The following is a 21,297-nucleotide window of genomic DNA, read 5'->3' as shown; positions in this document are numbered from 1 at the left end:
AGTAGCGGGGACAGGATTTGAACCTGCGACCTCTGGGTTATGAGCCCAGCGAGCTACCGAGCTGCTCCACCCCGCGCCGTTGTGTTGCAACCGTACCACGACGCGGGATGGTGCCTGCTCAGCCCCTCTGCCGAGAGCCCAGGCCCTCGGCAGGCTCAGTCCCCGGGCGGCGCCTCTCCGTCGGGCTTGGAGTCGGGCTTGCCGTCCGGTGTCGTCTCGGGCTCGGAGCCGGGTGTCGATTCCGGCTGGGCCTTCTGGGCGTCAGCCGCCCGCTGCAGGGCTGCCTCCAGATCGGCCTGGGCCTTGCCGTACGCGGTCCAGTCCGTCGGCTTCTTCTCCAAGGCTGCCCGGGCGTCGCTGTACGCCTTCTGCGCGTCGGCGATGGCGTCCGCGAGCGCGCCGTCACCGGTGGCCGGCGGCTCGGCCGGTTCCTCCGGCGGCTCGGTCGGATCGGTCGGCGGGGTCTCCTCGTCCGGTGCCCCTTCCGTCCCGAAGACCTGGCTGAGTGCTCCGGCGAGGTCGTCGGCGAAGCCGATCTTCTCGCCGTAGACGACCGCCACCTTGCTCAGCAGCGGATACTCGGAGCCCCGGCCCTGGGCATAGATCGGCTCGACGTACAGGAACCCGCTGTCCAGGGGGACCGTCAGCAGATTTCCGTACTTGATCGTCGAGTCGGCGCCCTTGAGGTCACGGACGTAAGTGGCGATGGGGCCGTGTCTGTTGAGCCGGCTCTGGACCTGCTCGGGACCGTCGACCTTGTCGTCCGTCACCCGCAGCAGTCTGATCTTGCCGTAGCTGTCGCTGTTGGCATCGGCGTCCACCGCCATGAACGCGCGCAGATTCGGACGGCCGCTCGGGGTGAAGGTCGTCGTCAGCGAGAACTGCTGCGCCGCGTCGCCCGGCAGCTTCATCGACAGGTAGTACGGCGGAACCGCGTTGTTGTCCGTCGCCTTGGTCGGGTCGTTGGGCACCTGCCAGGCGTCACTCGCGTTGTAGAACTGGTCGGGCTTGGTGACGTGGTACAGGGTGAGCAGCTCGCGCTGGACCTTGAACATGTCCTGCGGGTACCGCAGATGGGCCTTCAGGTCGGCCGGGATGTCGCTCTTGGCTTTCACCGTGCCGGGGAAGGCCTTCTTCCAGGTCTTGAGGACCGGGTCCTTCTCGTCCCACTCGTAGAGCGTGACGGTGCCGTCGTAGGCGTCGACAGTGGCCTTCACCGAGTTCCGGATGTAGTTGACCTGGTTCTGCTGGGCGACCACCGCGCGCTGCTGGTCGGTCAGCGAGTCGGCCGTGGTGTCACCGAGCGTCGTACGGGACGCGTACGGATAGCCGTTGGTGGTGGTGTATGCGTCGATGACCCACTGGATCCGCTTGCCCACGACCGCCGGATAGGCGTCGCCGTCGATGGTCAGCCAGGGGGCGACCGCCTCGACGCGCTCCTTGGGCGTGCGGTTGTAGAGGATCTTGGAGCCTTCGCCAATGGCCCCCGAGTACATGATCTGCGGCTCGTTGAAGGCGACGGCGTACGCGGCACGGTTCAGCGGGCCGGAGACGTCGATGCCGCCCTTGCCCTTGTAGCTGGTGGTGACTTGGGAGCCGTCGTTCTTCTCGTAGTCGAGCTCCTTCTGCGGCCCGCCGACGATCGAGTACTGGGTGGTCTTCTCGCCGTAGTAGATCCGCTGCTCGTAGTCTCCGAGGCTGCCCTTGGACGGGAGGCCCGCCTCCGTGAAGTCCGGGGCGCCGGACGTGCCGGCGGCGGTGTCGGTGCCCTTGGCCGCGACGGCGCCGTAACCGTGGGTGTAGGTGAAGTGGTCGTTGATCCAGTTGCGCTTGTCGACGCCCTGAAGGTTGAGCTCACGCAGACCGATGACCGTGTCCTGGCCCTTGTAGCGGTCGACGTCCAGAGTGGCGGGGAACTGGTAGTACTTCCGCTCCTGCTCCAGCTGCTGGAAAGTGGGCGAGACGATGTTCGGGTCGTTGATGCGGTAGCTGGCCGCCGAGTCGGCGTCCTTGCGCTGCTGCTGGCCGTCCTTGACCTGACCGCGGCCCAGGTAGTCCGAGGGCTTCACGCCGCCGATCCCGTAGGCGTCGCGGGTCGCGTCGATGTTCTTCTGGATGTACGGCGCTTCCTTGGCCTGCTCGTTCGGCTGGACCTGGAACTTCTGCACGATCGCCGGGTACAGGCCGCCGATCAGGATCGCCGACAGGACCATCAGACCGAAGCCGATCACCGGCAGCTGCCAGGTGCGGCGCCACAGCGTCGCGAAGAACAGCAGTGCGCAGATGACGGCGATGCAGAACAGGATCGTCTTCGCCGGCAGGTAGGCGTTCGCGTCGACGTAGCGCAGGCCTGTCCAGTTGTCGGTCGCCTTGAAGTCACTGGACTTGACCGCGAGTCCGTACCGGTCCAGCCAGTAGGCGACGGCCTTGAGCGCGACGAAGAGACCGAGCAGCACCGACAGGTGTCCGGTGGCCGCGGCCGTTGCCCGCGCGCCGGGGCTGGTGATGCGCAGCCCGCCGTAGAGGTAGTGGGTCAGCGCGGCAGCGATCAGCGACAGCACGACAGCCGCGAATCCGAAGCCGAGCAGGAACCGGTACCACGGCAGGTCGAACGCGTAGAACGCCACGTCCATCTTGAACTGGGGGTCCTTCTGACCGAAGGGCACCCCGTTGATCCACATCAGCCACGTACGCCACTGGCTGGTGGCGGAGGCTCCGGCGATCAGCCCGACGAGCGCGGTGATCGCGAGGAGCACCCACTTCTTGTACGGAGCGATGCCCATGCGGTACCGGTCGAGGCTCTGCTGCTCCAGCGACATCGCGCTGAGCGGCGGCCGCAGCCGGTGCGCCAGCCAGATGTTCACACCGACGGCGAGCGCCATCAGCAGACCGAAGACGGCGAACAGGCCGATCTTGGTCCACAGGGTGGTGGTGAACACAGACGAGTAGTCGACGGAGCGGTACCAGAGCCAGTCGGTCCAGAACCCCGAGAACATGACGAACACCATGGCCAGGGCGGCCAGGACACCCAGTGTCATGAGCAGGGTGCGGACACGCCGGGACGGCCGGCCCACTCTCATCCGTGGCCCGGTCGGGCCTCCGCCGCGGTCCGGCATCTGGAAAGCCAACGTGCGCACCTCGAAGTTCGCGGTTGTGTGAATCGGGCCCCGCGATCGTAGAGCCCACTCATGCAACTTACTGAGGCTTTACCTAGTTCCCGCCGCGGGGCAGTAAGGAGGCAGGATATTGACCATGTCCAACGTCTCTCCCTCCGGCCCCCCCATGGCCGCGACCCCGCTCACCCGCGCCGTGCTCGAAATCGACGAGTACGCCGCCGGTCTCGGCTGGGACCAGCCGGCCCGGCTCTTCGCCCTCGTCGACACCGCTCAGCTGCGCTCCCAGGAACCGGGCCTCGCCGCCCAGCTCGGCCTCGACAGCGCTGACGCGGCCGCGCCCCTCACCCCCGTCGAGCAGGACGAGATCCCGGCCGGCACCCCGCTGGACGAGTTTCTCGGCACCATCGCCTGGCCCGAAGCGGTGGCCGGCTGCGCCTTGACCGTGGAGCGGCTGATGCTGCCACCGTCCGCCGAGGCCTCCGTACCCGACGGTCTCGATGACGCCGCACTGACCGCTTGGGTCGCCAAGCACCCCGGCCGTCAGGAGGTCCGGATGACGGTGGCCGTCCTGCGCGACGGCTCGCGGGAGTCCGCGCTGCGGCTGCGCGAGAAGGACTCCCCCAACGAGGTGCTGACCGGGGCGGGCCTCGTTCCCGGCCTGGCCGAAGCCCTCGCCGCCACCTTCGAGGCGTAATCCCCGCACCGAGCAGCGGCGCCGCACCCCCGACGGGGCGCGGCGCCGCTTTTCACGCTCGTTCGCTGCTCGCGGGTCAGCCGGTCGTGCAGCTCGGCAGGCCCGCGGTGTCGCCCTTGCTGATCTTGGCGAGGGACTTGGCGGCGTCGGCGATGGTGTCGACCTTCACCAGCGTCAGCCCGTCCGGGATGTCGGAGGCGGCGGAGGCGCAGTTGTCGCTGGGCGTCAGGAAGTACTCCGCTCCCGCGTCGCGCGCTCCGACGAGCTTCATCTCGATGCCGCCGATCGGGCCGACCTTGCCGTTCTCGTCGATCGTGCCGGTTCCGGCGACGAAGTTGCCGCCCGTCATGTCCCCGGTCGTGAGCTTGTCGACGATGCCGAGCGCGAACATCAGACCGGCGCTCGGGCCGCCGACGTCGGCCAGATTGATGTCGATGGTGAACGGGAACGTGTGGTCGGCGCCCGCCTGGATGCCGACGATCGCCCGGCCGTCGTCCTCGGCCTTCACCGTCTTGACCGTGACGGTCTCGGTGCCCTGGGGCTCCTTGCCGGCCTTCTCCGCGGCGGCCGCCTCGTCGGCGGGGACCACGGTGAAGACGACGTCCTCGCCGGGCTTGTGCTTCACGACCAGCTTGGCGACATCCTGCGGCTGTTCGACCGTCGTGCCGTCGACGGCACGGATCACGTCCCCGGCGTGCAGCTTGTTCTCCGACGGAGAGTCCTTGACGACGGACGAGACCACGACCCGTTCCTTGACCGGGATCTTCAGCTGGCGCAGCGCGGCGACCTTGGCGCTCTCCTGGGACTGGCTGAACTCCTCGGCGTTCTCCTGCGTCGACTGCTCCTCCGTCTTCCCGTTCGGGTAGAGGGTGTCGTGCGGCACCACCACGTTGTCGTGCGCCACCCAGCCGTAGACGGCTTCGAGGAGATTCATCTGGTAGTCCGCGCCGGTGACCCTGACGGTCGTCATGTTGAGGTGACCGGTCGCCGGGTACGTCTTGCGGCCCGAGATCTTGAGCACCGGCTCGCCGTCGGCGGAGCCGAGGGTGTTCACCGTCGGTCCGGGCGACATCTCGGCGTAGGGCACCTTGAGGAACACGCCTGCGCAGAGCAGCGCGATGAAGATGAGGGTGGAGGCGAGCATCGTCGCAGTGCGGCGTGGCATGGAACGACAGTACGGGACATGCCTGTGAACGCACCGTCGGGGCCGGTCCGTGCGGGGTCCGTCAGCGGCTGCCGGCGGTCTGGGTCAGGGGCGTAGGGCGTCGGTTCCGGGAGCGGCCTGCTCCATCGCGTCGCGGAACCGTGCGTAGCCCGCGAGCTCGGCCACGTCGCCGCTGGTGCGGTCCCGTGACGCCCAGCCCGCCCATATCGCAGCACCGACAGCAGCGAACAGCGGAATCAGCAACCAGGCCAGAACTGCCATCGCGACCTCCCTACCCCATGAGCGCCAACGACTGAGTGATCAGCAGATTAGTCGTCTGCCGCTTCAACGCTCACGGCAGGGGTGCGGTTACGCAAATCGGGCGGATGGGTGGCGACCGGGTTTCAGTGGAAGCAACCTCGACAAGACCGGACGGTCAACGGCCCCGTCCTGTCACCCCTGAACGCCGACCCACTCCTCCGCACCGTCCGAGAACCGCTGGTGCTTCCAGATCGGCACCTCGTGCTTGAGGTTGTCGATCAGCTTCCGGCAGGCCTCGAACGCCTCGCCCCGGTGCGGGCACGACACGGCGACGACCACCGCGAGATCCCCGACGGCGAGGTCACCCACACGGTGGACGGCGGCCAGCGCCCGGACGGGATAGTCCGCGGCGATCTTCTCCGCGATACGGCGCATCTCCGCCTCCGCCGTCGGGTGGCACGAGTAACCGAGGGTGTCCACGTCGGCACCGCCGTCATGGTTGCGCACGGTGCCGACGAAGAGGGCGGTGCCGCCCGCCGCGTCGTCGCCGACCGCCGCGAAGACCTCGTCGAGCGAGAGCGGCGTGTCACGGATCTCCAGCAGCCGGATGGGGTCCTGCGCCGCCTGCTCACCTGGGTGGTCGTACGTGCGTGCCATGCCACCCATCGTGCCGTACACCGCCGACATCGCGGAATAGCCCCTTCGACCGATCGCGGCTCCCCACCCTTGGAGCCTCCTACAGCGGACCCTCGGAACCTCCTGCAGCACCCGTGCCGCGCGGGGCCCGTCAGATCCTGCGGCGCGCCTTGCGCGCCCTGCGCACCAGGGCGGCCGTGCCCAGCAGCGCGACCGTCGCACCCGCGGCACCCGCGGCTGTGGCGTCCTTGCGGCCCAGGCGCCGTCCCGCGACGGTGTGCCTGCCCTCGACCTCCTCCAGGAGCGCGGCCAGCACCTCCTCGTTGGTCCACCGAGGTCGCCATCCGGCATCGTGGAGACGGCTCACGCTGACCACCCAGGGGTGCATCGTGTACGCGAGGTCCCCGGCCGGGGAGGGCGTGAGCCCGATCCGGTGGAGCCGGGCCGCCGCGCCCAGGGCGACCGCGGACGGCAGCTCCATGCGCCGGATGCCGCTGAGTTCCTCGACCTCCTCCTGCTCCAGCCATCCGTCGCAACCGACGGCGAGCTCACCCTCGACCTTCTCGAGCGCGGCGTACTCCAGAGCACTCACCAGGTCCTCGACATGGCAGAACTGCCAGGTGGGGCGCGATCCGGCGACGACGAGCAGCCGCGGCGACTCGAAGTAGCGGGTGAGCGCGGTGTCGGTGCCGCCCACCAGGACGGCGGGCCGCACCACGGTGACGTTGAGACCGGGGTGGGCGCGCGGCGCACGGCGCGCCAGCCGCTCGATCTCCAGCAGGTCCCCGACGCCGGTCGCCTCCGCGGTGGCGCGCAGCTCCGCGTCCTCGGAGAGCGGGACGTCGTTGTCGGGCAGCGCGCCGTAGACCATCGCCGAGGTGCACAGGACGACGCGGTGGACACCGGCGGCGGCCGCCGCGGTCAGCACGGTCTGGGTGCCGCGGACGTTGTAGGCGGTCCGTGCGGCGGGATCGGACTCCAGGTCGAGGTCGAGAGCCAGGTGCACGACGACGTCGGCCCCGCGGAGCTTCTCCGCGATGGCAGGGTCGCGCACATCCAGAATGTGCCACTGCGCCTCGGTCACCTCGCCCCGCCGCTCGTCCAGGGCGACGACCTGCTTGACCTCCTCGGATGCGGCCAGGCGCTTCGTGAGCAGGTCACCGACGCCGGTGGCGGCGCCGGTGACCGCGACGACGGGGCCACGGCCGGACGGCTCCCGGCGGGCAGCCGGGGTTGAGTGGTTTCGCGCTGCGCGAACCTGCGGATCTGGGGAACTCACCAGGCGTCTCCAGCGGTTGTCTTCAGTACGTAAGCGAATGACGCATACGCACCAGGTGCCGTCCATCCTGCCGCAGGCCAAGTGTCGGCGGAGCACCGAGCCCGTAAGCGGTTCGGATGTCTACGCTGGGTGGTGTTGTCGGGCAGCCGCCGCCGGCAGGAAGCCGGCGGCCCTACGAGCCGAGGAAACCCGTGAGTGACACCCCATTCGGATTCGGCCTTCCGCCGGAGGAGCCGGAGAACGGCGACGAGGGCAAGAAGAAGAATCCCGGCGGAGGTGGCCAGGGCTCCGGTGGGTCCCCGGCCGACCCCTTCGGGTTCGGTTTCGGTGACAGCGGCGGGGAGAACCCCTTCGCGGCCATGTTCGGCTCCCTGAACCCGAACGACCTGGGTGCCGCCTTCCAGCAGCTCGGCCAGATGCTGAGCTACGAGGGCGGACCGGTCAACTGGGACATGGCCAAGCAGATCGCGCGCCAGACCGTCTCCCAGGGAACGCCGGACGGCACCAAGGACGCGAGCGTCGGCCCGGTCGAGCGCACCGCGGTCGAGGAGGCCGTGCGCCTCGCCGACCTGTGGCTGGACGGCGCGACCTCGCTGCCGTCGGGCGCGAGCACGGCCGTGGCGTGGAGCCGCGCGGAGTGGGTCGAGGCGACGCTGCCGGCGTGGCAGCAGCTCGTCGACCCCGTGGCGGAACGCGTCGGCCTCGCCATGGGCGATGTACTGCCCGAGGAGATGCAGGCCATGGCAGGTCCGCTGATCGGGATGATGCGCTCGATGGGCGGTGCCATGTTCGGTCAGCAGATCGGCCAGGCGGTCGGCGTGCTGGCGGGCGAGGTGGTCGGCTCGACCGACATCGGTCTGCCGCTCGGCCCGGCCGGCAAAGCGGCTCTGCTCCCGCTGAACGTCGAGGCGCTCGGCAAGGACCTCGGCGTGCCCAGGGAAGAAGTGCGGCTGTACCTGGCGCTGCGGGAGGCCGCCCACCAGCGGCTCTTCGCCCATGTGCCGTGGCTGCGCTCGCACCTGTTCGGCGCGGTCGAGGGCTACGCCCGCGGGATCAAGGTCGACACCTCCAAGCTGGAGGACGTGGTCGGCCAGTTCGACCCCTCGCATCCCGAGCAGCTTCAGGAAGCGCTCCAGCAGGGCATGTTCCAGCCGGAGGACACGGCGGAGCAGAAGGCTGCCCTGGCCCGTCTGGAGACCGCGCTCGCGCTTGTCGAGGGCTGGGTGGACGCAGTGGTCCACGAGGCCGCCTCGCCCCGTCTGACGTCGGCGAGCGCGCTGCGCGAGACGCTGCGCAGGCGCCGGGCCACCGGTGGTCCCGCCGAGCAGACGTTCGCCACCCTGATCGGCCTCCAGCTGCGTCCGCGCAGGCTGCGGGACGCCTCACGACTGTGGGCCTCCCTTACCGACGCGCGCGGCGTGGACGGGCGGGACGCCCTGTGGGAGCACCCGGACATGCTGCCGACCGCCACCGACCTGGACGACCCGGACGGCTTCGTCCACCGCGAGCAGCTCGACTTCTCGGAGCTGGACAAGATGCTCGGCGAGGCCGCGTCGGGCGGCGGCAAGGGCGGCAAGGCCGACGAGAGCCCCGAGGCCGGCAGCGCCGAAGACGGCGGCGACACCGACGGCAAGGGCGACGACAACAAGTGAGCCTGCACGACGACGCCGTCCTCGTACTGAAGGACTACGAGGACCAGGCAGAGCTGCGGCAGCTCTACCTGGACCATCTGAACCGGCACCCGGACGGGATGTGGAAGGCCTGCGAGGCCGGACACCTCACGGCGAGCGCCCTGGTGATCGACCCTGAGCGCGGGCAGGTTCTGCTGACGCTGCACAAGAAGCTCGGCATGTGGCTGCAGATGGGCGGCCACTGCGAGCCCGGTGACGCGACCCTCGCCGCGGCGGCGCTGCGCGAGGCCACGGAGGAGTCCGGGATCGAAGGCCTTGCCCTGCTCCAGGGGGGTCCGGTCGCACTCGACCGGCATCCCATCCCCGCCCCGTGCCACTGGCACCTGGACGTGCAGTACGCGGCGCTGGCCCCGGGCGGATCGGTCGAGGCGATCAGCGACGAGTCACTGGACCTGCGCTGGTTCGACTACGCACAAGTGCCGGATGTGGCCGACGAGTCGGTGGTCCGGCTGGTGGAGCGCACGCGTGCGGCTCTGGAGCGCGCGAGTCTGTAGCAGCGTGCGTCGCTGCAGCAGCGATCGACACGCCTGAGAGCAGAACGAGCAGGGGGCGGCCGAGGCGGCCGCCCCCTGCTGATGCCTCTAGTTCCAGGCGTTGTTCTGGTTCTGCGCGTGCGAGCCGTGAGGGCCCGCGCCGAACTGCGCCCGGACGCCCTGCCCGAGCTCCGCGTTCTGCGGGGGCATGACCTCGCTGGGCTGGACCAGGGCGAAGCCCTGACCGAGGAAGCTGAGCTCCCAGCCCTCTCCGGTGTTGCCGCGGCGGCGGCGCACCCCGGAGGAGTGCGTCTGCGCCTGCATCTGCACCCGCAGCGCGGAGGACCAGGCAACGATGGCGTCCGCGTCGACGCTGACGTACTTGTCAGGGGTCACCTGCATCATCAGCGGCTGGCCGGAGGTCATCAGCGCGACCTTGCCCCGTCCGGAGATGTTGAGCTGGTACTTGCCGGAGCCGGAGATGCCGTACTGGCTGTCCACCGCGATCACTTCGGTGTGCAGCGTGGAGTCGAGCGCCAGGACATAGGCGCTGTCGACCGTCATGCCCTCCTGGTCGACGTCCACCACATGGATGTACTGGGCCAGGTTGGCGAAGTAGACCGTGCCCTGCCCGGAGCAGCGCATCAGGTCCAGACCCTCACCGGTGTTGGCGCGGGCGCGGCGCTGGCTGCTCGTCTGGTACTCGCCGTCGAAGTCGACGAGCCCCTGGTACGCCACCATGGCGCCCTTGCGGGCCAGGATGTCGTCGTGGCCGGTCAGCGCCACCCGCAGCAGCTGCGGGTTCTGGACGACGTACCGGTCCTGGCTCTGCTGTTCTGTGTGACTGAAAAGCGGGCTCTGCATGATGTGTTCTCGCTCCCCCTCAGTGCCGGATCCGCAGGCGGTCGGTACTGTCCTCGCTCGGCTGTACGACGACGATGCCCTGGCCGGAGAAGGCCATCTGGTAGGCCTCTCCACTGCCCCGCCCGATGAGCGAGGAGGCCTTGAAGCTGCGCTTGCCCTTCACCTTCAGGTTCGGGGACCAGGCGACGAGGGCGTCGGGGTCGACGTACGTCTCGTCCTCACCGCGGCCGCAGTCGACGACGATCGGCGTGCCGCGCGAGGTCAGGGCGACCCAGCCGGTGCCCGCGATCTCCACGTTCCACAGGCCCTGGCCGGCGAACTTGGCCAGGCCCTTGACCTTCTCGACGCCCCACTGGAGGTGCGCGTCGAAGGCCAGCACATTGGTGCCGTTGACCGAGATGGAGTCGTTGTTGAGGTTGATGACGACGACGTCGGCGCCGTAGTCGGCGAGGTAGAGCAGCCCGTCACCGGAGCACTTCATGATGGGAGCGCCCTCGCCGGTCACCCACTGGGCGGCGATCTGCCGCACGGCCGGCGGGTTGGGCTCGTACTGGACGAAGCCCTCGTAGGCGACCATCGAGCCGGTGCGCGCGTACAGGTCCTGGCCGGTGGCCATGGCGACCTTGAGCATGGTGCGGCCGTGGTTCTCCATCCGGGCCGCGATCGGGGTCGGGGCGAAGCCCGCGAGTTGCTGGTTCATTCTTCGGGCTCCCTCAGACCTCGTACGGCTGGACGACGATGAAATTGCCGGGGGCGCCCCGGAATTGGAGGTTCACGGTCTCTCCGCTGTGTCCCGGGTACGCGTTGCGGCGCAGCCGGACCTGGCTGGAGAGGATGACCTGCGAGGCTGCCGACCAGGCGACGACCGCGTTGCAGTCGGCGAACGTGGTCGGGGTGACCGGCAGGACCACGGGAATGCCGTGGGTCTTGACGACGACCGTACCGGTGCCCTGGAACATCATGGTGAACAGCGCGCCGCCCGGGATGCCGTGGCCCTCGATGCGTCGCACCTCGTGCTGCAGCGACTCGTCGAAGGCGAGCACGTTCTCCGCGGACACGCAGATGCCGTCGCCCTGGAGCTCGATCGAGTGCAGATGCGCACCGTCCTCGGCGAGGAAGACCTGGCCGCGTCCGGAGCAGCGCATCAACTGCATTTCCTGGCCGGTGGCGTTGCCGACCACACGGCCGGCGAAACCGGCACCCTTGTAACTGAAGTCGACTTTGCCCTGGTACATGACCATGCTGCCCTGGCGGGCCAGCACGGGCGTGCCTCCCATGGTCAGGTCGACGCGCATGAGCTGCTGGTTCTGCGGGGTCCAGCGCTGGCCCGTGGCGGTCTCGCGGTACGGCTGCAGCGCGGCCTGCAGGCCCGCGCCGGTCTGCGGCACACCCTGGGGGACGCCCTGGGGCGCCCCGCCCGGAGGCATACCGGGCGGCTGCTGCTGTCCGTACGGGGCAGGGGCCTGCTGGCCGTAGGGCGGCGGCGTGCCCTGCTGCGGCAGCTGACCGGGGACCTGGCCCGGTACTTGGCCGAACTGCGGCTGCTGCGGCTGCGGCGGCTGTCCGTACGGCGACGGGGCGGGCGGCGGCACGGTGCCGGCCGGCGGGCTCATCGGCGCGGCCATGGTCGGTGCGGCGTGCATCTGCGGCTGCGGGGGCGGCGCCTGACCGGCCGGCGCTCCGAACGACGGCGCGGGCTGCGGAGCCTGCGGGGCGGCGGGCGCCCCGAAAGCGGGAGCCGGCGCGGCGGCCTGGGGCGGCGGTGCGAACGACGGCGCAGCGGCCTGCGGCTGCTGCTGGGCCGGTTCCTCCGCGACCTCGCCGCCGAAGTTCTTCAGCAGCGCTTCGAGGCCGCCGTCGAAGCCCTGTCCGACCGCGGCGAAGCGCCAGACGTCCTTCAGGTAGAAGTCGCCCAGCATGACCGCACGCTCGGTCGTGAACTCCGAGCCGGTGAAGGCGTACCGGACGACCTCTTCACCGCCGGCGACGATGCGGATGTACCCGGGGCCGACCTGGGACATCTGCCCGGCACCGTCGATCGTGGCGGTGAAGGAGAGCTTGTGGATGTTCGCCGGGATGCGGTCCAGCGTGACGCGGAACGACTCGGTGTCGCCGGACTGCGCCCCGAGCAGTTGGATGGACTCCTCGGGCGACTTCGGCTGGTTGAAGAAGATGAAGTACCGGTCGTCCGAAAGCTGCTCGTTGGCATCCAGACCGAAGCAGCTGATGTCGAAGGTCAGTCCAGGAGCGGCGATCTGCACACCTACGTACAGATCCGTTCCCGGCGTGAGATCACTGATCTTGGCCTTGTGGCCGCGTTGGAATTCCCTGGCCATGCGTTACGACCGTCCCCCATCCCGAATTTGAATGCGTCGCGTCAGGCTAACGGTTGAGTGCAACATTGAGCCAAGCCGGTACACATTCGGTACAGGAACGTCGACAGTCACTCTCCGCGCGCGGCGGGCAGTTGGGGCAGCCGGTCGGCGGCGACGACGCCCTCCAGATAGCCGCGGGCGCGCTCGGTACGGGGATAGGCCTCGAGCAGTCGCCAGAAGCGTGGTCCGTGACCGGGCACGAGCAGATGAGCCAACTCGTGGACGAGGACGTAGTCCACGACGTACTCGGGCATGCCCTGCAGCCGGTGCGACAAACGGATGCTGCCCTCCGCCGGCGTGCAGGATCCCCAGCGGGTGTTCTGGTTCGTCACCCAGCGCACGGAGGCGGGCCGCGCGCGCCCGTCGAAATACTGGGTGGACAGGCGCTCCGCCCGTTCGGTCAGCTCCACGTCGCCGAGGACCCGCTTGCTCTCCTGCGCCGCGAGTTTGTCGAGCATGACACCGACCCAGCGCTGCTCCTCCGCCTCGGACATCCGGGCCGGGATGAGCACGATGGTGCGGTCGCCCTCCCGGTAGGCGGAGACGGTCCTGCTGCGCCGGGTGCTGCGGCGAACCTCGACCGCACTCGTCCACGAGCCACGGGGCAGGGGGCGTTTGGCGCCACGCTGCTGACTCCCCGCACCGCGCGGCGAGGTCTCGCCGGAGAGGCGAGGGGATGGATCGACGGACACGACCCGACGTTACCCGCTGTCAGCGGGAGAAGTCCCACCCCCGGAACGGTTCGCACGTGATCCACCCCATGACTGCACCATTTGAACGACTAATACACGGTGCCTGTGGACAACTTTTCACGGCCGTCTCCGCGGCCCTGCATTCTGACAACGGCGCACAGACGAGCCTTCTCGGAAAGATCAGCGGGGGAGCGGATATGCATCCGATGATGAAGCCTGCCTTGAGGCGGGCATGGCGGGACCGTCAGTCCGTGCAGTTCGGCGTCACGCCGGCGCACGCGGTCACGCTCGGGCCCGTGGACACCGCCACCGGCGCCTTGATGGAGTTGTTGGACGGGACACGGGGCCTGCCGCTGCTGCGCGAGGAGGCGCGGGCGATGGGCCTGCCGGACGGCAGGGCGGAAGCCCTGGTGAACCGCCTGACGGCGGCGGGGCTGCTCGACGACCCGACCGCCGGCGGCCCGGCGGCCGATGCGCTGCGCAGGCGGACCACGGCTCACGACCGGCTGCGACCGGACCTGGCCGCGCTGTCCGTCATCCATCCCGAGCCGGGCGGAGCTGCCGGCCGCGTGGCCGCGCGGCGGGCCATACGGGTCCAGGTCCGCGGAGCGGGGCGCGTGGGTGCGACGATCGCCTCGACGCTGTCGGCTGCAGGGGTGGGGCGGGTCGAGGTACTGGACGGTGGATACACGGAGCCTGCGGACGTGGCACCCGGCGGGCTGCCGGCGGAGGCGGTCGGGACCCGCCGAGACGCAGCGGCCAGGCGGCTGGTCCGGCGCACCGCCCCCGACCGTCCACCGCGGGCCGCCGAGGCGAAGGAGCCGGCCGTGAGCGAGCCCGGCCTCAGCCTCGTCGTGGTGGCGCCGCGCGACGGGCTGGCCGCCTACGCGCCCCCTCCCGCCGAGGCCGAGGAGTGGATCACCACAGGGACTCCGCATCTCTACGCCGGAGTTGTCGAAGCGACCGGCGTGGTCGGCCCGTTGGTGCTGCCCGGCTGCACGGCCTGCGCCGGCTGCATGGAGCAAGGTCGGGCCGAACACGACCCGGGCAGGCCCAGGCTGCTCGCGCAGTGGCGCTCGGGCCGCCGCCGGACGGTGACCGCATGCGACATCGCGCTCGCCACCGCCGTGGCCGGGATGGCGGCGTGTCACGCGCTGTCCTTCCTCGACGGCGAGGCGCCCACGAGCACGGGCGCACGGTGGGAGGTGTCACTGCCGCAACTGTCCTGGCGGTCGGAACTGGTCGCACCCCACCTCGACTGCGCCTGCAGCGCGGCGGGGAACACTGAGAGGGGGCACACACCGCCGGTCGGTTCGATACACGAGACAATGACCGGGTAACCGCGGTCGACGGAGTGATGCCGTAGGCGCACGCGGCAGGCTGTCTGGGATTTGGAGGGGCGCATGTCTGATCTTCCCCGGAAGGCGGTCACCCGGACCGCCAAGTTGGCAGCGCTGCCACTGGGCTTCGCCGGCCGGGCAACGTGGGGGCTGGGCAAACGGATCGGCGGCAAGTCCGCCGAGATCGTGGCCCGCGAGCTGCAACAGCGGACGGCCGAGCAGCTGTTCAAGGTGCTCGGCGAGCTCAAGGGCGGTGCGATGAAGTTCGGACAGGCCCTGTCCGTCTTCGAGTCTGCACTCCCCGAGGAGATAGCGGGACCGTATCGGGCCGCCCTGACGAAGCTTCAGGAAGCGGCCCCTCCCATGCCGACGCGCACGGTCCACGCGGTGCTCGAGGAGCGCCTGGGAGAGGACTGGCGCGAGCTGTTCCTGAGCTTCGAGGACAAGCCCGCGGCAGCCGCATCGATCGGACAGGTGCACCGTGCTGTCTGGCACGACGGGCGCGAGGTCGCCGTCAAGGTTCAGTACCCAGGGGCGGGAGAGGCCCTCCTGTCGGATCTGAACCAGTTGAGCCGGTTCGCCCGCCTGTTGGGTCCACTCATCCCCGGCATGGACATCAAGCCGCTGATCTCAGAGCTGCGGGACCGTGTCTCCGAGGAACTGGACTACGCGCTGGAGGCGCAGGCCCAGCGCGAGCACGCTGCGGAATTCGCGGACGATGCCGACGTGGCGATCCCGGATGTGGTGCACCAGAGCGACCAGGTCCTGGTGACGGAGTGGATCGACGGCATACCTCTGGCCGAGGTGATCTCCGGCGGCACGGCCGAGGAGCGGGACCGCGCGGGCCAACTGCTGGCGCGCTTCCTCTTCTCCGGCCCCGCGCGCACGGGACTTCTGCACGCCGACCCGCACCCGGGCAACTTCCGGCTGCTGCCGGCCGACGACGGCGACGGCTGGCGTCTCGGCGTGCTGGACTTCGGCACGGTGGACCGGCTGTCCGGCGGACTGCCCGACACCATAGGCGAATGTCTGCGCATGACTCTGGAGGGCGAGGCGGACGCCGTCTATGGGCTGCTGTGCGAGGAGGGCTTCGTCAAGGAGACCATCGACCTCGACCCGGACGCGGTTCTCGACTATCTGCTGCCGATCATCGAACCGGCGGAGGTGGAGGAGTTCACCTTCACCCGCGGCTGGATGCGCGCCCAGGCGGCGCGGATCGCCGACATCCGCTCCCCTGCCCACCAGTTGGGCAAGCAGCTCAACCTGCCGCCCTCGTATCTGCTGATACACCGGGTCACGCTGAGCACGATCGGTGTCCTCTGCCAGTTGAACGCGACCGTGCGGCTGCGGGACGAACTCGAATCGTGGTTGCCCGGTTTCCTGGCGGAGGAAGACTCCGAGGACAGCGCCGCAGTCGAGGCGTAGCCCCGGCCCAGGGAGCCGGTCAGGAAGCCCTCGCGCCCGAGGCCTGCCGGGGGCTTCGAGCCCCGGTCACCACCAGTTCGAGTCGAGCCTGCCCTCGATCGCCCTGATGTTGGCCCGCGCGCAGTCCTCGCAGAAGTAGTGGCGCACTCCGTTCTCCACGGAGAAGATCCAGGTCGTCGGCACCCCCTCCGCGACCGCGCCGCAGCCGGCGCACACGACGCTCTCGGCACCCGGCCGCTCGGAGTGAGGAGTCTTGTCCTGGTCCACCTCGCGACGATACCGCCACGGCCCGCCCGCCCGGGGACAACGCACCGCGGGGGCCGGTCCGTAGGGACCGGCCCCCGCGGGGAGTGTTGCCGTCAGTGCATGACGGCCATGGCCAGGGCGCGACGCGCGCGCATCGACACGCGCTCGGCGCGGCGCTGCATGCGTCGGGCGGCGACCAGGCGCACGGCCTGGCGTTCCGCGTCGACTTCACGCATGCGCTCGTGCATATGCGCACGGGCCAGGGCTTCTGGGATGAGTTGCATTTCGCGGGTCCTGTTCTGACGCGAGGCGTTCGCGCCGATGGTGGTGACTGCCGGGGTGGCGGAGCTCTGCGGCTCACGCGTGGAAGAGGTCATCGGAGCCAGCTTCTTGGGGTCGTGCGTGATGGGTCGATCGATGGTTCCGATGGCGTTCATGCCGCAACCGGGTTCTTGCGCGGGCGACCACGCGGCCGCTTGCGGGCGACGACAACACCCTGGACGAAGAGCTCTCCGCCCCAGACGCCCCACGGCTCACGCCGCTCCTTGGCGCCTGCGAGGCAGGCCTCCATCAGCGGGCAGGTGCGGCAGAGGGACTTGGCGTACTCGACGTCGGCCGGCGACTCGGCGAAGAAGACCTCCGGGTCATAGGAACGGCACGGGACGGGTACGCCGAGGTTTTCGATGGCGTCGTCGAGCGCGGTCAGCGCGGTGAGGGGAGTCAAGGCGGAGTCCTCGGTACGAGCGGGCGGGGAGATCGTCTCGGAAGGCGGTACGGACGGGGCGTGCGCTTCGAGTTGCACGGTGTGTTGTTCCTCGTCTGTTCGTTCCGGCCGGTCGGCCGGGTGGCAGTTGGTACCGGGTGCTTCTGGTCCCGAGGCCCCTTCGCTCTGTGCTCCCGCTGGGGAAAACAGAAGGGCCGCGGATCCCGGGTGGGGTTCCGCGGCCCTGAAGGCGCCGGCCTGATGCTGGATCAGGCTGGATCACTCCAGGGTTCGAGCCCGCGGAAGGCCCACTTCATGTGGTGCTGCGTCGTGTGCTGCGTCTGCTGCCGGGTCTTGGCACTGGCTGCCGCAAAGGCATAGGTCCGGGCCTCTGCCGCTGCTACTCCTGCTTCCAGTGCCTTGGTCGGTCGCTCATTGCGCTCCAGGACGGGGAGACCGCCCAGACCGATCACGGGAAGCACGGCGGAGATGCCGGACATACCGGTGCCGACGAACGCGGAAGAGAAGCCGAGCGAGCAGGCGGAGACGACCGAGCGATCGGTCATTTTGGCGGTGCTGACGAAGCTGGTGTTGATGCTGATCACTGGAATCGCCTCCTCTCGGCGTCTCGGGGACCGGACGAGCCGGTCACACTATTCGGATAAGTACAGCACGAAGACAGGGCTTCAGAGAAGCCGCTGTTCTCGTGGTTAAGAACCTATGGGGCTGGCTGGGGCGCGCGCAAACTATTTTTTCGACGAGTTTGTATCAGTCGTCCTCGGCGACCGCCTCAAGCTCTTCACCTGCGCAGATGGCCAGAACATCGGCACCGAAGCGGTCCAGCTTGCGGCCACCGACCCCGGAGATGCCCGCCAGTTCGTGCTCACTGCCCGGCACAGCCTCCGCGATGGCCATCAAGGTCTTGTCCGTGAAGACGCAGTACGCGGGCTGGCCCAGCTCCTTGGCCTGGTCCGAGCGCCACTCGCGCAGCCGCTCGTACAGCGCCTCGTCCATGTCGGAGGGGCAGTCCTCGCAACGCATCAGCTTCATCTCCCCGGCGTCCGTCAGCGTCTTGCCGCACACCCGGCACTGGACGGGACCGCGCCGCTTGCGGCGGCCGCTGCCGCGCTCGATGCCGCCGGCGCCGCCCGCTGTCCGCGGCCCGGCCGCGGCGGAACCGGGACGGATGCCGTTCAGAAAGCGCGTAGGCCGGCGCGAGGCCCGACCGCCGGGGGACCGCGACAACCCCCAGGAGAGGGAAAGATGCAGCCGGGCCCGCGTAACGCCCACATAGAGCAGCCGGCGCTCCTCCTCGACCTGCTCGTCGGTCTTGGCGTAGGTGATCGGCATCATGCCCTCGGTGAGCCCGACGAGGAACACCGCGTCCCACTCCAGGCCCTTGGCCGAATGCAGGGAGGCGAGCGTGACCCCCTGGACGGTGGGCGCGTGCTGGGCGGCTGCCCGCTCGTCCAGCTCGGCGACCAGTTCGGCGAGGCTCGCCTGCGGCTTGACCCGCACGAAGTCCTCGGCAAGGCGGACCAGGGCCGCCAACGACTCCCAGCGGTCGCGCACCGCACCGGAACCGGCGGGCGGCTCGGTGGTCCATCCCTTGGTGGACAGGACGGCTCGCACCTGGGCCGGCAGATCCTCGGCGTCGTCGAGCAGCGCGTCGTTCCCCCCGGCGCGGGCGGCGCCGCGCAGGGCGATTCCCGCCTCGCGCACCTCCTGCCGCTCGAAGAAACGCTCGGCCCCGCGCAGCTGGTAGGGCACGCCCGCGTCGGCCAGTGCCTGCTCGTAGACCTCGGACTGGGCGTTGATCCGGTACAGCACGGCGATCTCGCCGGCCGGGACACCGGCAGCGATCAGGTCGCGGATGCGGCGTGCGGTGCCCTCCGCCTCGGCCGGCTCGTCCGCGTACTCCACGTAGGCCGGTTCGGGGCCGGGGTCGCGCTGGGAGATCAGCTCGAGGCGGTGCTCTGCGGCCCGGCCACGGGCCTGGCCGAGCAGGCCGTTGGCGAGATGGACGACCTGCGGTGTGGAGCGGTAGTCCCGGACCAGTTTGACCACGGTGGCGCCGGGGTGGCGGGTGCGGAAGTTCAGCAGGTGGTCGGGGGTGGCGCCGGTGAAGGAGTAGATCGTCTGGCTGGCGTCGCCGACCACGCACAGGTTCTCCCGGTCGCCGAGCCACAGGTCGAGCAGGCGCTGCTGGAGCGGGCTCACGTCCTGGTACTCGTCGACGACGAAGTGCTGGTACTGGCGGCGGACGTGGTCGGCGATGTCATGCCGGTCCTGGAGGATCCCGACGGTGAGCAGCAGCACGTCCTCGAAGTCGATCACCGTCCGGTCCCGCTTGAGCTGCTCGTACATTCCGTAGACCTGGCTGATCTCGGCGGGATCCCGAGGAGCGTCGCGCAGCGACTTGGCGACCGCGGCCGGGTAGTCGCCGGGAACGGTCTGGGTGACCTTGGCCCACTCGATCTCGCCCGTGACGTCCCGCAGCTCATTGCGGTCGAGGCGGATACGGCAGCGGGCCGCGGCCTCCGCCACCAGCTGGATCTTGCGCTCGAGGAGCCGGGGCAGCTCGCCGCCGACCGCCTTCGGCCAGAAGTACTGCAGCTGACGCAGGGCGGCGGAGTGGAACGTACGCGCCTGGACACCGCCCGCACCGAGCTGGCGCAGCCGGCCTCTCATCTCTCCGGCGGCGCGGTTGGTGAACGTGACGGCCAGCACACTGGCGGGCGGGAGTATCCCTGCGCGCACCCCGTACGCGATGCGGTGGGTGATCGCGCGCGTCTTGCCCGTGCCGGCTCCGGCCAGCACGCACACCGGCCCGTGCAGAGCGGTCGCCACTTCGCGCTGCTCGGGGTCGAGCCCCTCGAGCACGGCGTCCGCCGACTCGGGAACCTGCGGGAAAAGGGAGGAGTGCGTTGCTGCTGTCACCCCGCCATGCTGCCAGGTCGGCCGGGACGGATGCGGCGGTTGTCCACAGGGGTGCGTGATTGGTCGTACGAACCGCATCACACCGGTGCCGGGAATCGCCGCCGGGTCCGTTACGTTCTAGCCCGAGGTGATGACACACCCCCGCCCCGAGACCTGAGGAGCACGAGAGACGATGCAGGGCACTGTGACGATGTACAGCACCACCTGGTGCGGATACTGCCGTCGGCTGAAGAGCCAGATGGACCGCGAAGGCATCGCCTACACCGAGATCAACATTGAGCAGGACCCTGAGTCGGCAGCCTTCGTCGAGAAGGCGAACGGAGGCAACCAGACCGTGCCGACCGTGCTGTTCCCCGACGGTTCGACCCTGACCAACCCCTCGCTCGCCCAGGTCAAGCAGAAGGTGGTCTGAGCGCCCCCAACAGGTGAGGGCGCCGGTCCCGCGGACGGGTCCCTCAGACGACGTCACCGGGCTTGGGCAGCGGCTTGCCGTACCAGAGCTCGATGAGGCGGGCCGCGATCGAGATCCCATAGGGAGGCAGCACCTCCCCGGACTCGAACGCGGCCCGCAGGTCTTCCCGGGAGAACCAGCGCGCCTCATGGATCTCCTCGCCGTCCACCTCGATGTGCGACGAGGTGGCGCGCGCCATGAAGCCCAGCATCAGGCTCGAGGGGAAGGGCCACGGCTGGCTGGCGATGTACTCGACCTCTCCGACGTCGACGCCGACCTCCTCGCGGACCTCTCGGCGCACCGACTGCTCGATCGACTCCCCCGGCTCCACAAAGCCCGCCAGCGTCGAGAAGCGTCCCTCCGGCCAGTGCACCTGACGGCCGAGGAGGGCGCGGTCCTCGTCGTCGGTGACGAGCATGATCACGGCGGGGTCGGTACGGGGGTAGTGCTCGGCGCCGCACGCCTGGCAGCGGCGGATGTGGCCCGCGGCTGCGATGACGGTGCGCTCGCCGCAGCGGGAGCAGAAGCGGTGGAGTCGCTGCCAGTTCTCGAGGGCGACCGCGTGCACCATGAGCCCCGCGTCGCGCGGCGACAGCAGCAGCCCGGCTTCACGCAGCCCGGCGGGCCTCGCCGACTGGTCCATGCGCCCCGGCAGGGCGTCCTTCTGGAGGGCGAAGTAGCGCACTCCTTCCTCGTCGGTGCCGAGGAAGTAGCGGTGCGTCTCGGTGACCGGTGCCTCGAAGGCCGGTGTCATGACCAGCTCGGTGCGGCCGTCGGTGGTGTCGTCGATCAGCACCTGCCCGCCGCAGACCACGAAGACCCGGGTCGTGGGGTGACTCCACGCCGCCGCGAGCCAGGCCTCGTCGAGGCGGTTGTGCGCCTCGCGGTCGATGCCGCTCGACGCGGTGAGACCGATCGGACGGCTTGCGGCATCGGCGTAGCTGTTGGTGCTCACAGTTCTTCCAAC

The 21,297-nt window shown here is 69.7% G+C and carries 21 protein-coding genes and 1 tRNA gene; 6 read left to right on the top strand and 16 right to left on the bottom strand.

The window, feature by feature from the left end:
• Positions 1 to 2: 2 nt before the first annotated feature.
• Positions 3 to 76, bottom strand: a tRNA-Met gene (locus ABZ070_RS15385).
• A gap of 79 nt (positions 77 to 155) precedes the next feature.
• Positions 156 to 3,116 carry a UPF0182 family protein gene (locus ABZ070_RS15380; protein ID WP_356633895.1) on the bottom strand — a complete coding sequence of 987 codons (2,961 nt, stop codon included), beginning with the start codon at positions 3,114 to 3,116 and terminating at the stop codon, positions 156 to 158.
• Between the two features lie 136 nt (positions 3,117 to 3,252).
• Between ABZ070_RS15380 and ABZ070_RS15375 the strand changes: the two genes are divergently transcribed.
• Positions 3,253 to 3,810, top strand: coding sequence for a PPA1309 family protein (locus ABZ070_RS15375; protein ID WP_356633893.1), 558 nt, complete (start codon positions 3,253 to 3,255; stop codon positions 3,808 to 3,810).
• A gap of 76 nt (positions 3,811 to 3,886) precedes the next feature.
• Here ABZ070_RS15375 and ABZ070_RS15370 read toward each other — a convergent pair whose 3' ends face one another.
• The 4 genes from ABZ070_RS15370 to ABZ070_RS15355 all read right to left on the bottom strand — a co-directional run bounded on the left by ABZ070_RS15370 (position 3,887) and on the right by ABZ070_RS15355 (position 7,130).
• On the bottom strand, positions 3,887 to 4,975 hold the full coding sequence (locus ABZ070_RS15370) for a PDZ domain-containing protein (RefSeq protein WP_356633891.1): 1,089 nt from the start codon (positions 4,973 to 4,975) through the stop codon (positions 3,887 to 3,889).
• A gap of 84 nt (positions 4,976 to 5,059) precedes the next feature.
• Positions 5,060 to 5,236, bottom strand: coding sequence for a hypothetical protein (locus ABZ070_RS15365; protein ID WP_356633889.1), 177 nt, complete (start codon positions 5,234 to 5,236; stop codon positions 5,060 to 5,062).
• Between the two features lie 171 nt (positions 5,237 to 5,407).
• Entirely contained in the window at positions 5,408 to 5,872 is a 465-nt protein-coding gene (locus tag ABZ070_RS15360) for a molybdenum cofactor biosynthesis protein MoaE (RefSeq protein ID WP_356633887.1), read from the bottom strand.
• A gap of 130 nt (positions 5,873 to 6,002) precedes the next feature.
• Positions 6,003 to 7,130, bottom strand: coding sequence for an SDR family oxidoreductase (locus ABZ070_RS15355; RefSeq protein ID WP_356633885.1), 1,128 nt, complete (start codon positions 7,128 to 7,130; stop codon positions 6,003 to 6,005).
• 191 nt (positions 7,131 to 7,321) lie between these two features.
• Between ABZ070_RS15355 and ABZ070_RS15350 the strand changes: the two genes are divergently transcribed.
• Together ABZ070_RS15350 and ABZ070_RS15345 are read left to right on the top strand one after the other, a co-directional pair.
• On the top strand, positions 7,322 to 8,782 hold the full coding sequence (locus ABZ070_RS15350; protein ID WP_356633883.1) for a zinc-dependent metalloprotease: 1,461 nt from the start codon (positions 7,322 to 7,324) through the stop codon (positions 8,780 to 8,782).
• Positions 8,779 to 9,315, top strand: a complete 537-nt coding sequence (locus ABZ070_RS15345; RefSeq protein WP_356633881.1) for an NUDIX hydrolase — start codon at positions 8,779 to 8,781, stop codon at positions 9,313 to 9,315. Before ABZ070_RS15350 ends, ABZ070_RS15345 begins: the two co-directional genes overlap by 4 nt.
• Before the next feature lie 87 nt (positions 9,316 to 9,402).
• Here the strand turns inward: ABZ070_RS15345 and ABZ070_RS15340 are convergent, their stop codons facing one another.
• The 4 genes from ABZ070_RS15340 to ABZ070_RS15325 form a co-directional block, all read right to left on the bottom strand.
• Positions 9,403 to 10,158: an AIM24 family protein gene (locus ABZ070_RS15340; RefSeq protein ID WP_356633879.1), complete on the bottom strand. Its 756-nt coding sequence runs from the start codon at positions 10,156 to 10,158 to the stop codon at positions 9,403 to 9,405.
• A 19-nt stretch (positions 10,159 to 10,177) separates the two neighbouring features.
• Complete coding sequence (locus ABZ070_RS15335) at positions 10,178 to 10,858, bottom strand: AIM24 family protein (protein WP_356633877.1); 681 nt, start codon at positions 10,856 to 10,858, stop codon at positions 10,178 to 10,180.
• Between the two features lie 13 nt (positions 10,859 to 10,871).
• On the bottom strand, positions 10,872 to 12,494 hold the full coding sequence (locus ABZ070_RS15330; protein ID WP_356633875.1) for a TerD family protein: 1,623 nt from the start codon (positions 12,492 to 12,494) through the stop codon (positions 10,872 to 10,874).
• A gap of 107 nt (positions 12,495 to 12,601) precedes the next feature.
• Positions 12,602 to 13,225, bottom strand: coding sequence for a M48 family metallopeptidase (locus ABZ070_RS15325; protein ID WP_356633873.1), 624 nt, complete (start codon positions 13,223 to 13,225; stop codon positions 12,602 to 12,604).
• A 197-nt stretch (positions 13,226 to 13,422) separates the two neighbouring features.
• Between ABZ070_RS15325 and ABZ070_RS15320 the strand changes: the two genes are divergently transcribed.
• Positions 13,423 to 14,565: a ThiF family adenylyltransferase gene (locus ABZ070_RS15320; protein ID WP_356633871.1), complete on the top strand. Its 1,143-nt coding sequence runs from the start codon at positions 13,423 to 13,425 to the stop codon at positions 14,563 to 14,565.
• Positions 14,566 to 14,628: 63 nt separating this feature from the next.
• Complete coding sequence (locus tag ABZ070_RS15315; protein WP_356633869.1) at positions 14,629 to 15,990, top strand: AarF/ABC1/UbiB kinase family protein; 1,362 nt, start codon at positions 14,629 to 14,631, stop codon at positions 15,988 to 15,990.
• A 66-nt stretch (positions 15,991 to 16,056) separates the two neighbouring features.
• Here ABZ070_RS15315 and ABZ070_RS15310 read toward each other — a convergent pair whose 3' ends face one another.
• The 5 genes from ABZ070_RS15310 to ABZ070_RS15290 form a co-directional block, all read right to left on the bottom strand.
• A complete protein-coding gene (locus ABZ070_RS15310) occupies positions 16,057 to 16,257 on the bottom strand; it encodes a hypothetical protein (RefSeq protein WP_356633867.1) in 201 nt (66 codons plus the stop codon).
• 92 nt (positions 16,258 to 16,349) lie between these two features.
• Positions 16,350 to 16,673, bottom strand: coding sequence for a hypothetical protein (locus ABZ070_RS15305; RefSeq protein ID WP_356633865.1), 324 nt, complete (start codon positions 16,671 to 16,673; stop codon positions 16,350 to 16,352).
• A complete protein-coding gene (locus ABZ070_RS15300) occupies positions 16,670 to 17,038 on the bottom strand; it encodes a WhiB family transcriptional regulator (protein WP_356633863.1) in 369 nt (122 codons plus the stop codon). The genes ABZ070_RS15305 and ABZ070_RS15300 overlap by 4 nt, the downstream gene beginning before the upstream one ends.
• A gap of 170 nt (positions 17,039 to 17,208) precedes the next feature.
• Positions 17,209 to 17,544 carry a hypothetical protein gene (locus tag ABZ070_RS15295; RefSeq protein ID WP_356633861.1) on the bottom strand — a complete coding sequence of 112 codons (336 nt, stop codon included), beginning with the start codon at positions 17,542 to 17,544 and terminating at the stop codon, positions 17,209 to 17,211.
• Between the two features lie 163 nt (positions 17,545 to 17,707).
• Positions 17,708 to 19,957, bottom strand: coding sequence for an ATP-dependent DNA helicase UvrD2 (locus tag ABZ070_RS15290; protein ID WP_356633859.1), 2,250 nt, complete (start codon positions 19,955 to 19,957; stop codon positions 17,708 to 17,710).
• Between the two features lie 94 nt (positions 19,958 to 20,051).
• On the opposite strand from ABZ070_RS15290, the gene ABZ070_RS15285 reads away from it, so the two are divergent.
• Positions 20,052 to 20,291 (top strand): mycoredoxin, encoded by a 240-nt coding sequence (locus tag ABZ070_RS15285; RefSeq protein WP_356633857.1) that lies wholly within the window; start codon positions 20,052 to 20,054, stop codon positions 20,289 to 20,291.
• Between the two features lie 43 nt (positions 20,292 to 20,334).
• Here ABZ070_RS15285 and nudC read toward each other — a convergent pair whose 3' ends face one another.
• Positions 20,335 to 21,285 carry an NAD(+) diphosphatase gene (gene nudC, locus ABZ070_RS15280; RefSeq protein WP_356633855.1) on the bottom strand — a complete coding sequence of 317 codons (951 nt, stop codon included), beginning with the start codon at positions 21,283 to 21,285 and terminating at the stop codon, positions 20,335 to 20,337.
• Positions 21,286 to 21,297: the final 12 nt, after the last annotated feature.

The sequence above is a fragment of the Streptomyces sp. NPDC006283 genome, assembly GCF_040613325.1.
In the GTDB taxonomy this organism is placed as follows: domain Bacteria; phylum Actinomycetota; class Actinomycetes; order Streptomycetales; family Streptomycetaceae; genus Streptomyces.
This window is presented reverse-complemented; position numbering and strand designations above follow the sequence as displayed.

What these genes read in the sequence shown, in the direction of transcription:
- ABZ070_RS15290 (WP_356633859.1), bottom strand. Translation starts at nt 19,957, where the DNA reads ATGCGGTTCGTACGACCAATCACGCACCCCTGTGGACAACCGCCGCAT.
- ABZ070_RS15315 (WP_356633869.1), top strand. Translation starts at nt 14,629, where the DNA reads ATGTCTGATCTTCCCCGGAAGGCGGTCACCCGGACCGCCAAGTTGGCA.
- ABZ070_RS15365 (WP_356633889.1), bottom strand. Translation starts at nt 5,236, where the DNA reads ATGGCAGTTCTGGCCTGGTTGCTGATTCCGCTGTTCGCTGCTGTCGGT.
- ABZ070_RS15380 (WP_356633895.1), bottom strand. Translation starts at nt 3,116, where the DNA reads ATGCCGGACCGCGGCGGAGGCCCGACCGGGCCACGGATGAGAGTGGGC.
- ABZ070_RS15360 (WP_356633887.1), bottom strand. Translation starts at nt 5,872, where the DNA reads ATGGCACGCACGTACGACCACCCAGGTGAGCAGGCGGCGCAGGACCCC.
- ABZ070_RS15370 (WP_356633891.1), bottom strand. Translation starts at nt 4,975, where the DNA reads ATGCCACGCCGCACTGCGACGATGCTCGCCTCCACCCTCATCTTCATC.
- ABZ070_RS15285 (WP_356633857.1), top strand. Translation starts at nt 20,052, where the DNA reads ATGCAGGGCACTGTGACGATGTACAGCACCACCTGGTGCGGATACTGC.
- ABZ070_RS15375 (WP_356633893.1), top strand. Translation starts at nt 3,253, where the DNA reads ATGTCCAACGTCTCTCCCTCCGGCCCCCCCATGGCCGCGACCCCGCTC.
- ABZ070_RS15335 (WP_356633877.1), bottom strand. Translation starts at nt 10,858, where the DNA reads ATGAACCAGCAACTCGCGGGCTTCGCCCCGACCCCGATCGCGGCCCGG.
- ABZ070_RS15330 (WP_356633875.1), bottom strand. Translation starts at nt 12,494, where the DNA reads ATGGCCAGGGAATTCCAACGCGGCCACAAGGCCAAGATCAGTGATCTC.
- ABZ070_RS15340 (WP_356633879.1), bottom strand. Translation starts at nt 10,158, where the DNA reads ATGCAGAGCCCGCTTTTCAGTCACACAGAACAGCAGAGCCAGGACCGG.
- ABZ070_RS15305 (WP_356633865.1), bottom strand. Translation starts at nt 16,673, where the DNA reads ATGAACGCCATCGGAACCATCGATCGACCCATCACGCACGACCCCAAG.
- ABZ070_RS15320 (WP_356633871.1), top strand. Translation starts at nt 13,423, where the DNA reads ATGCATCCGATGATGAAGCCTGCCTTGAGGCGGGCATGGCGGGACCGT.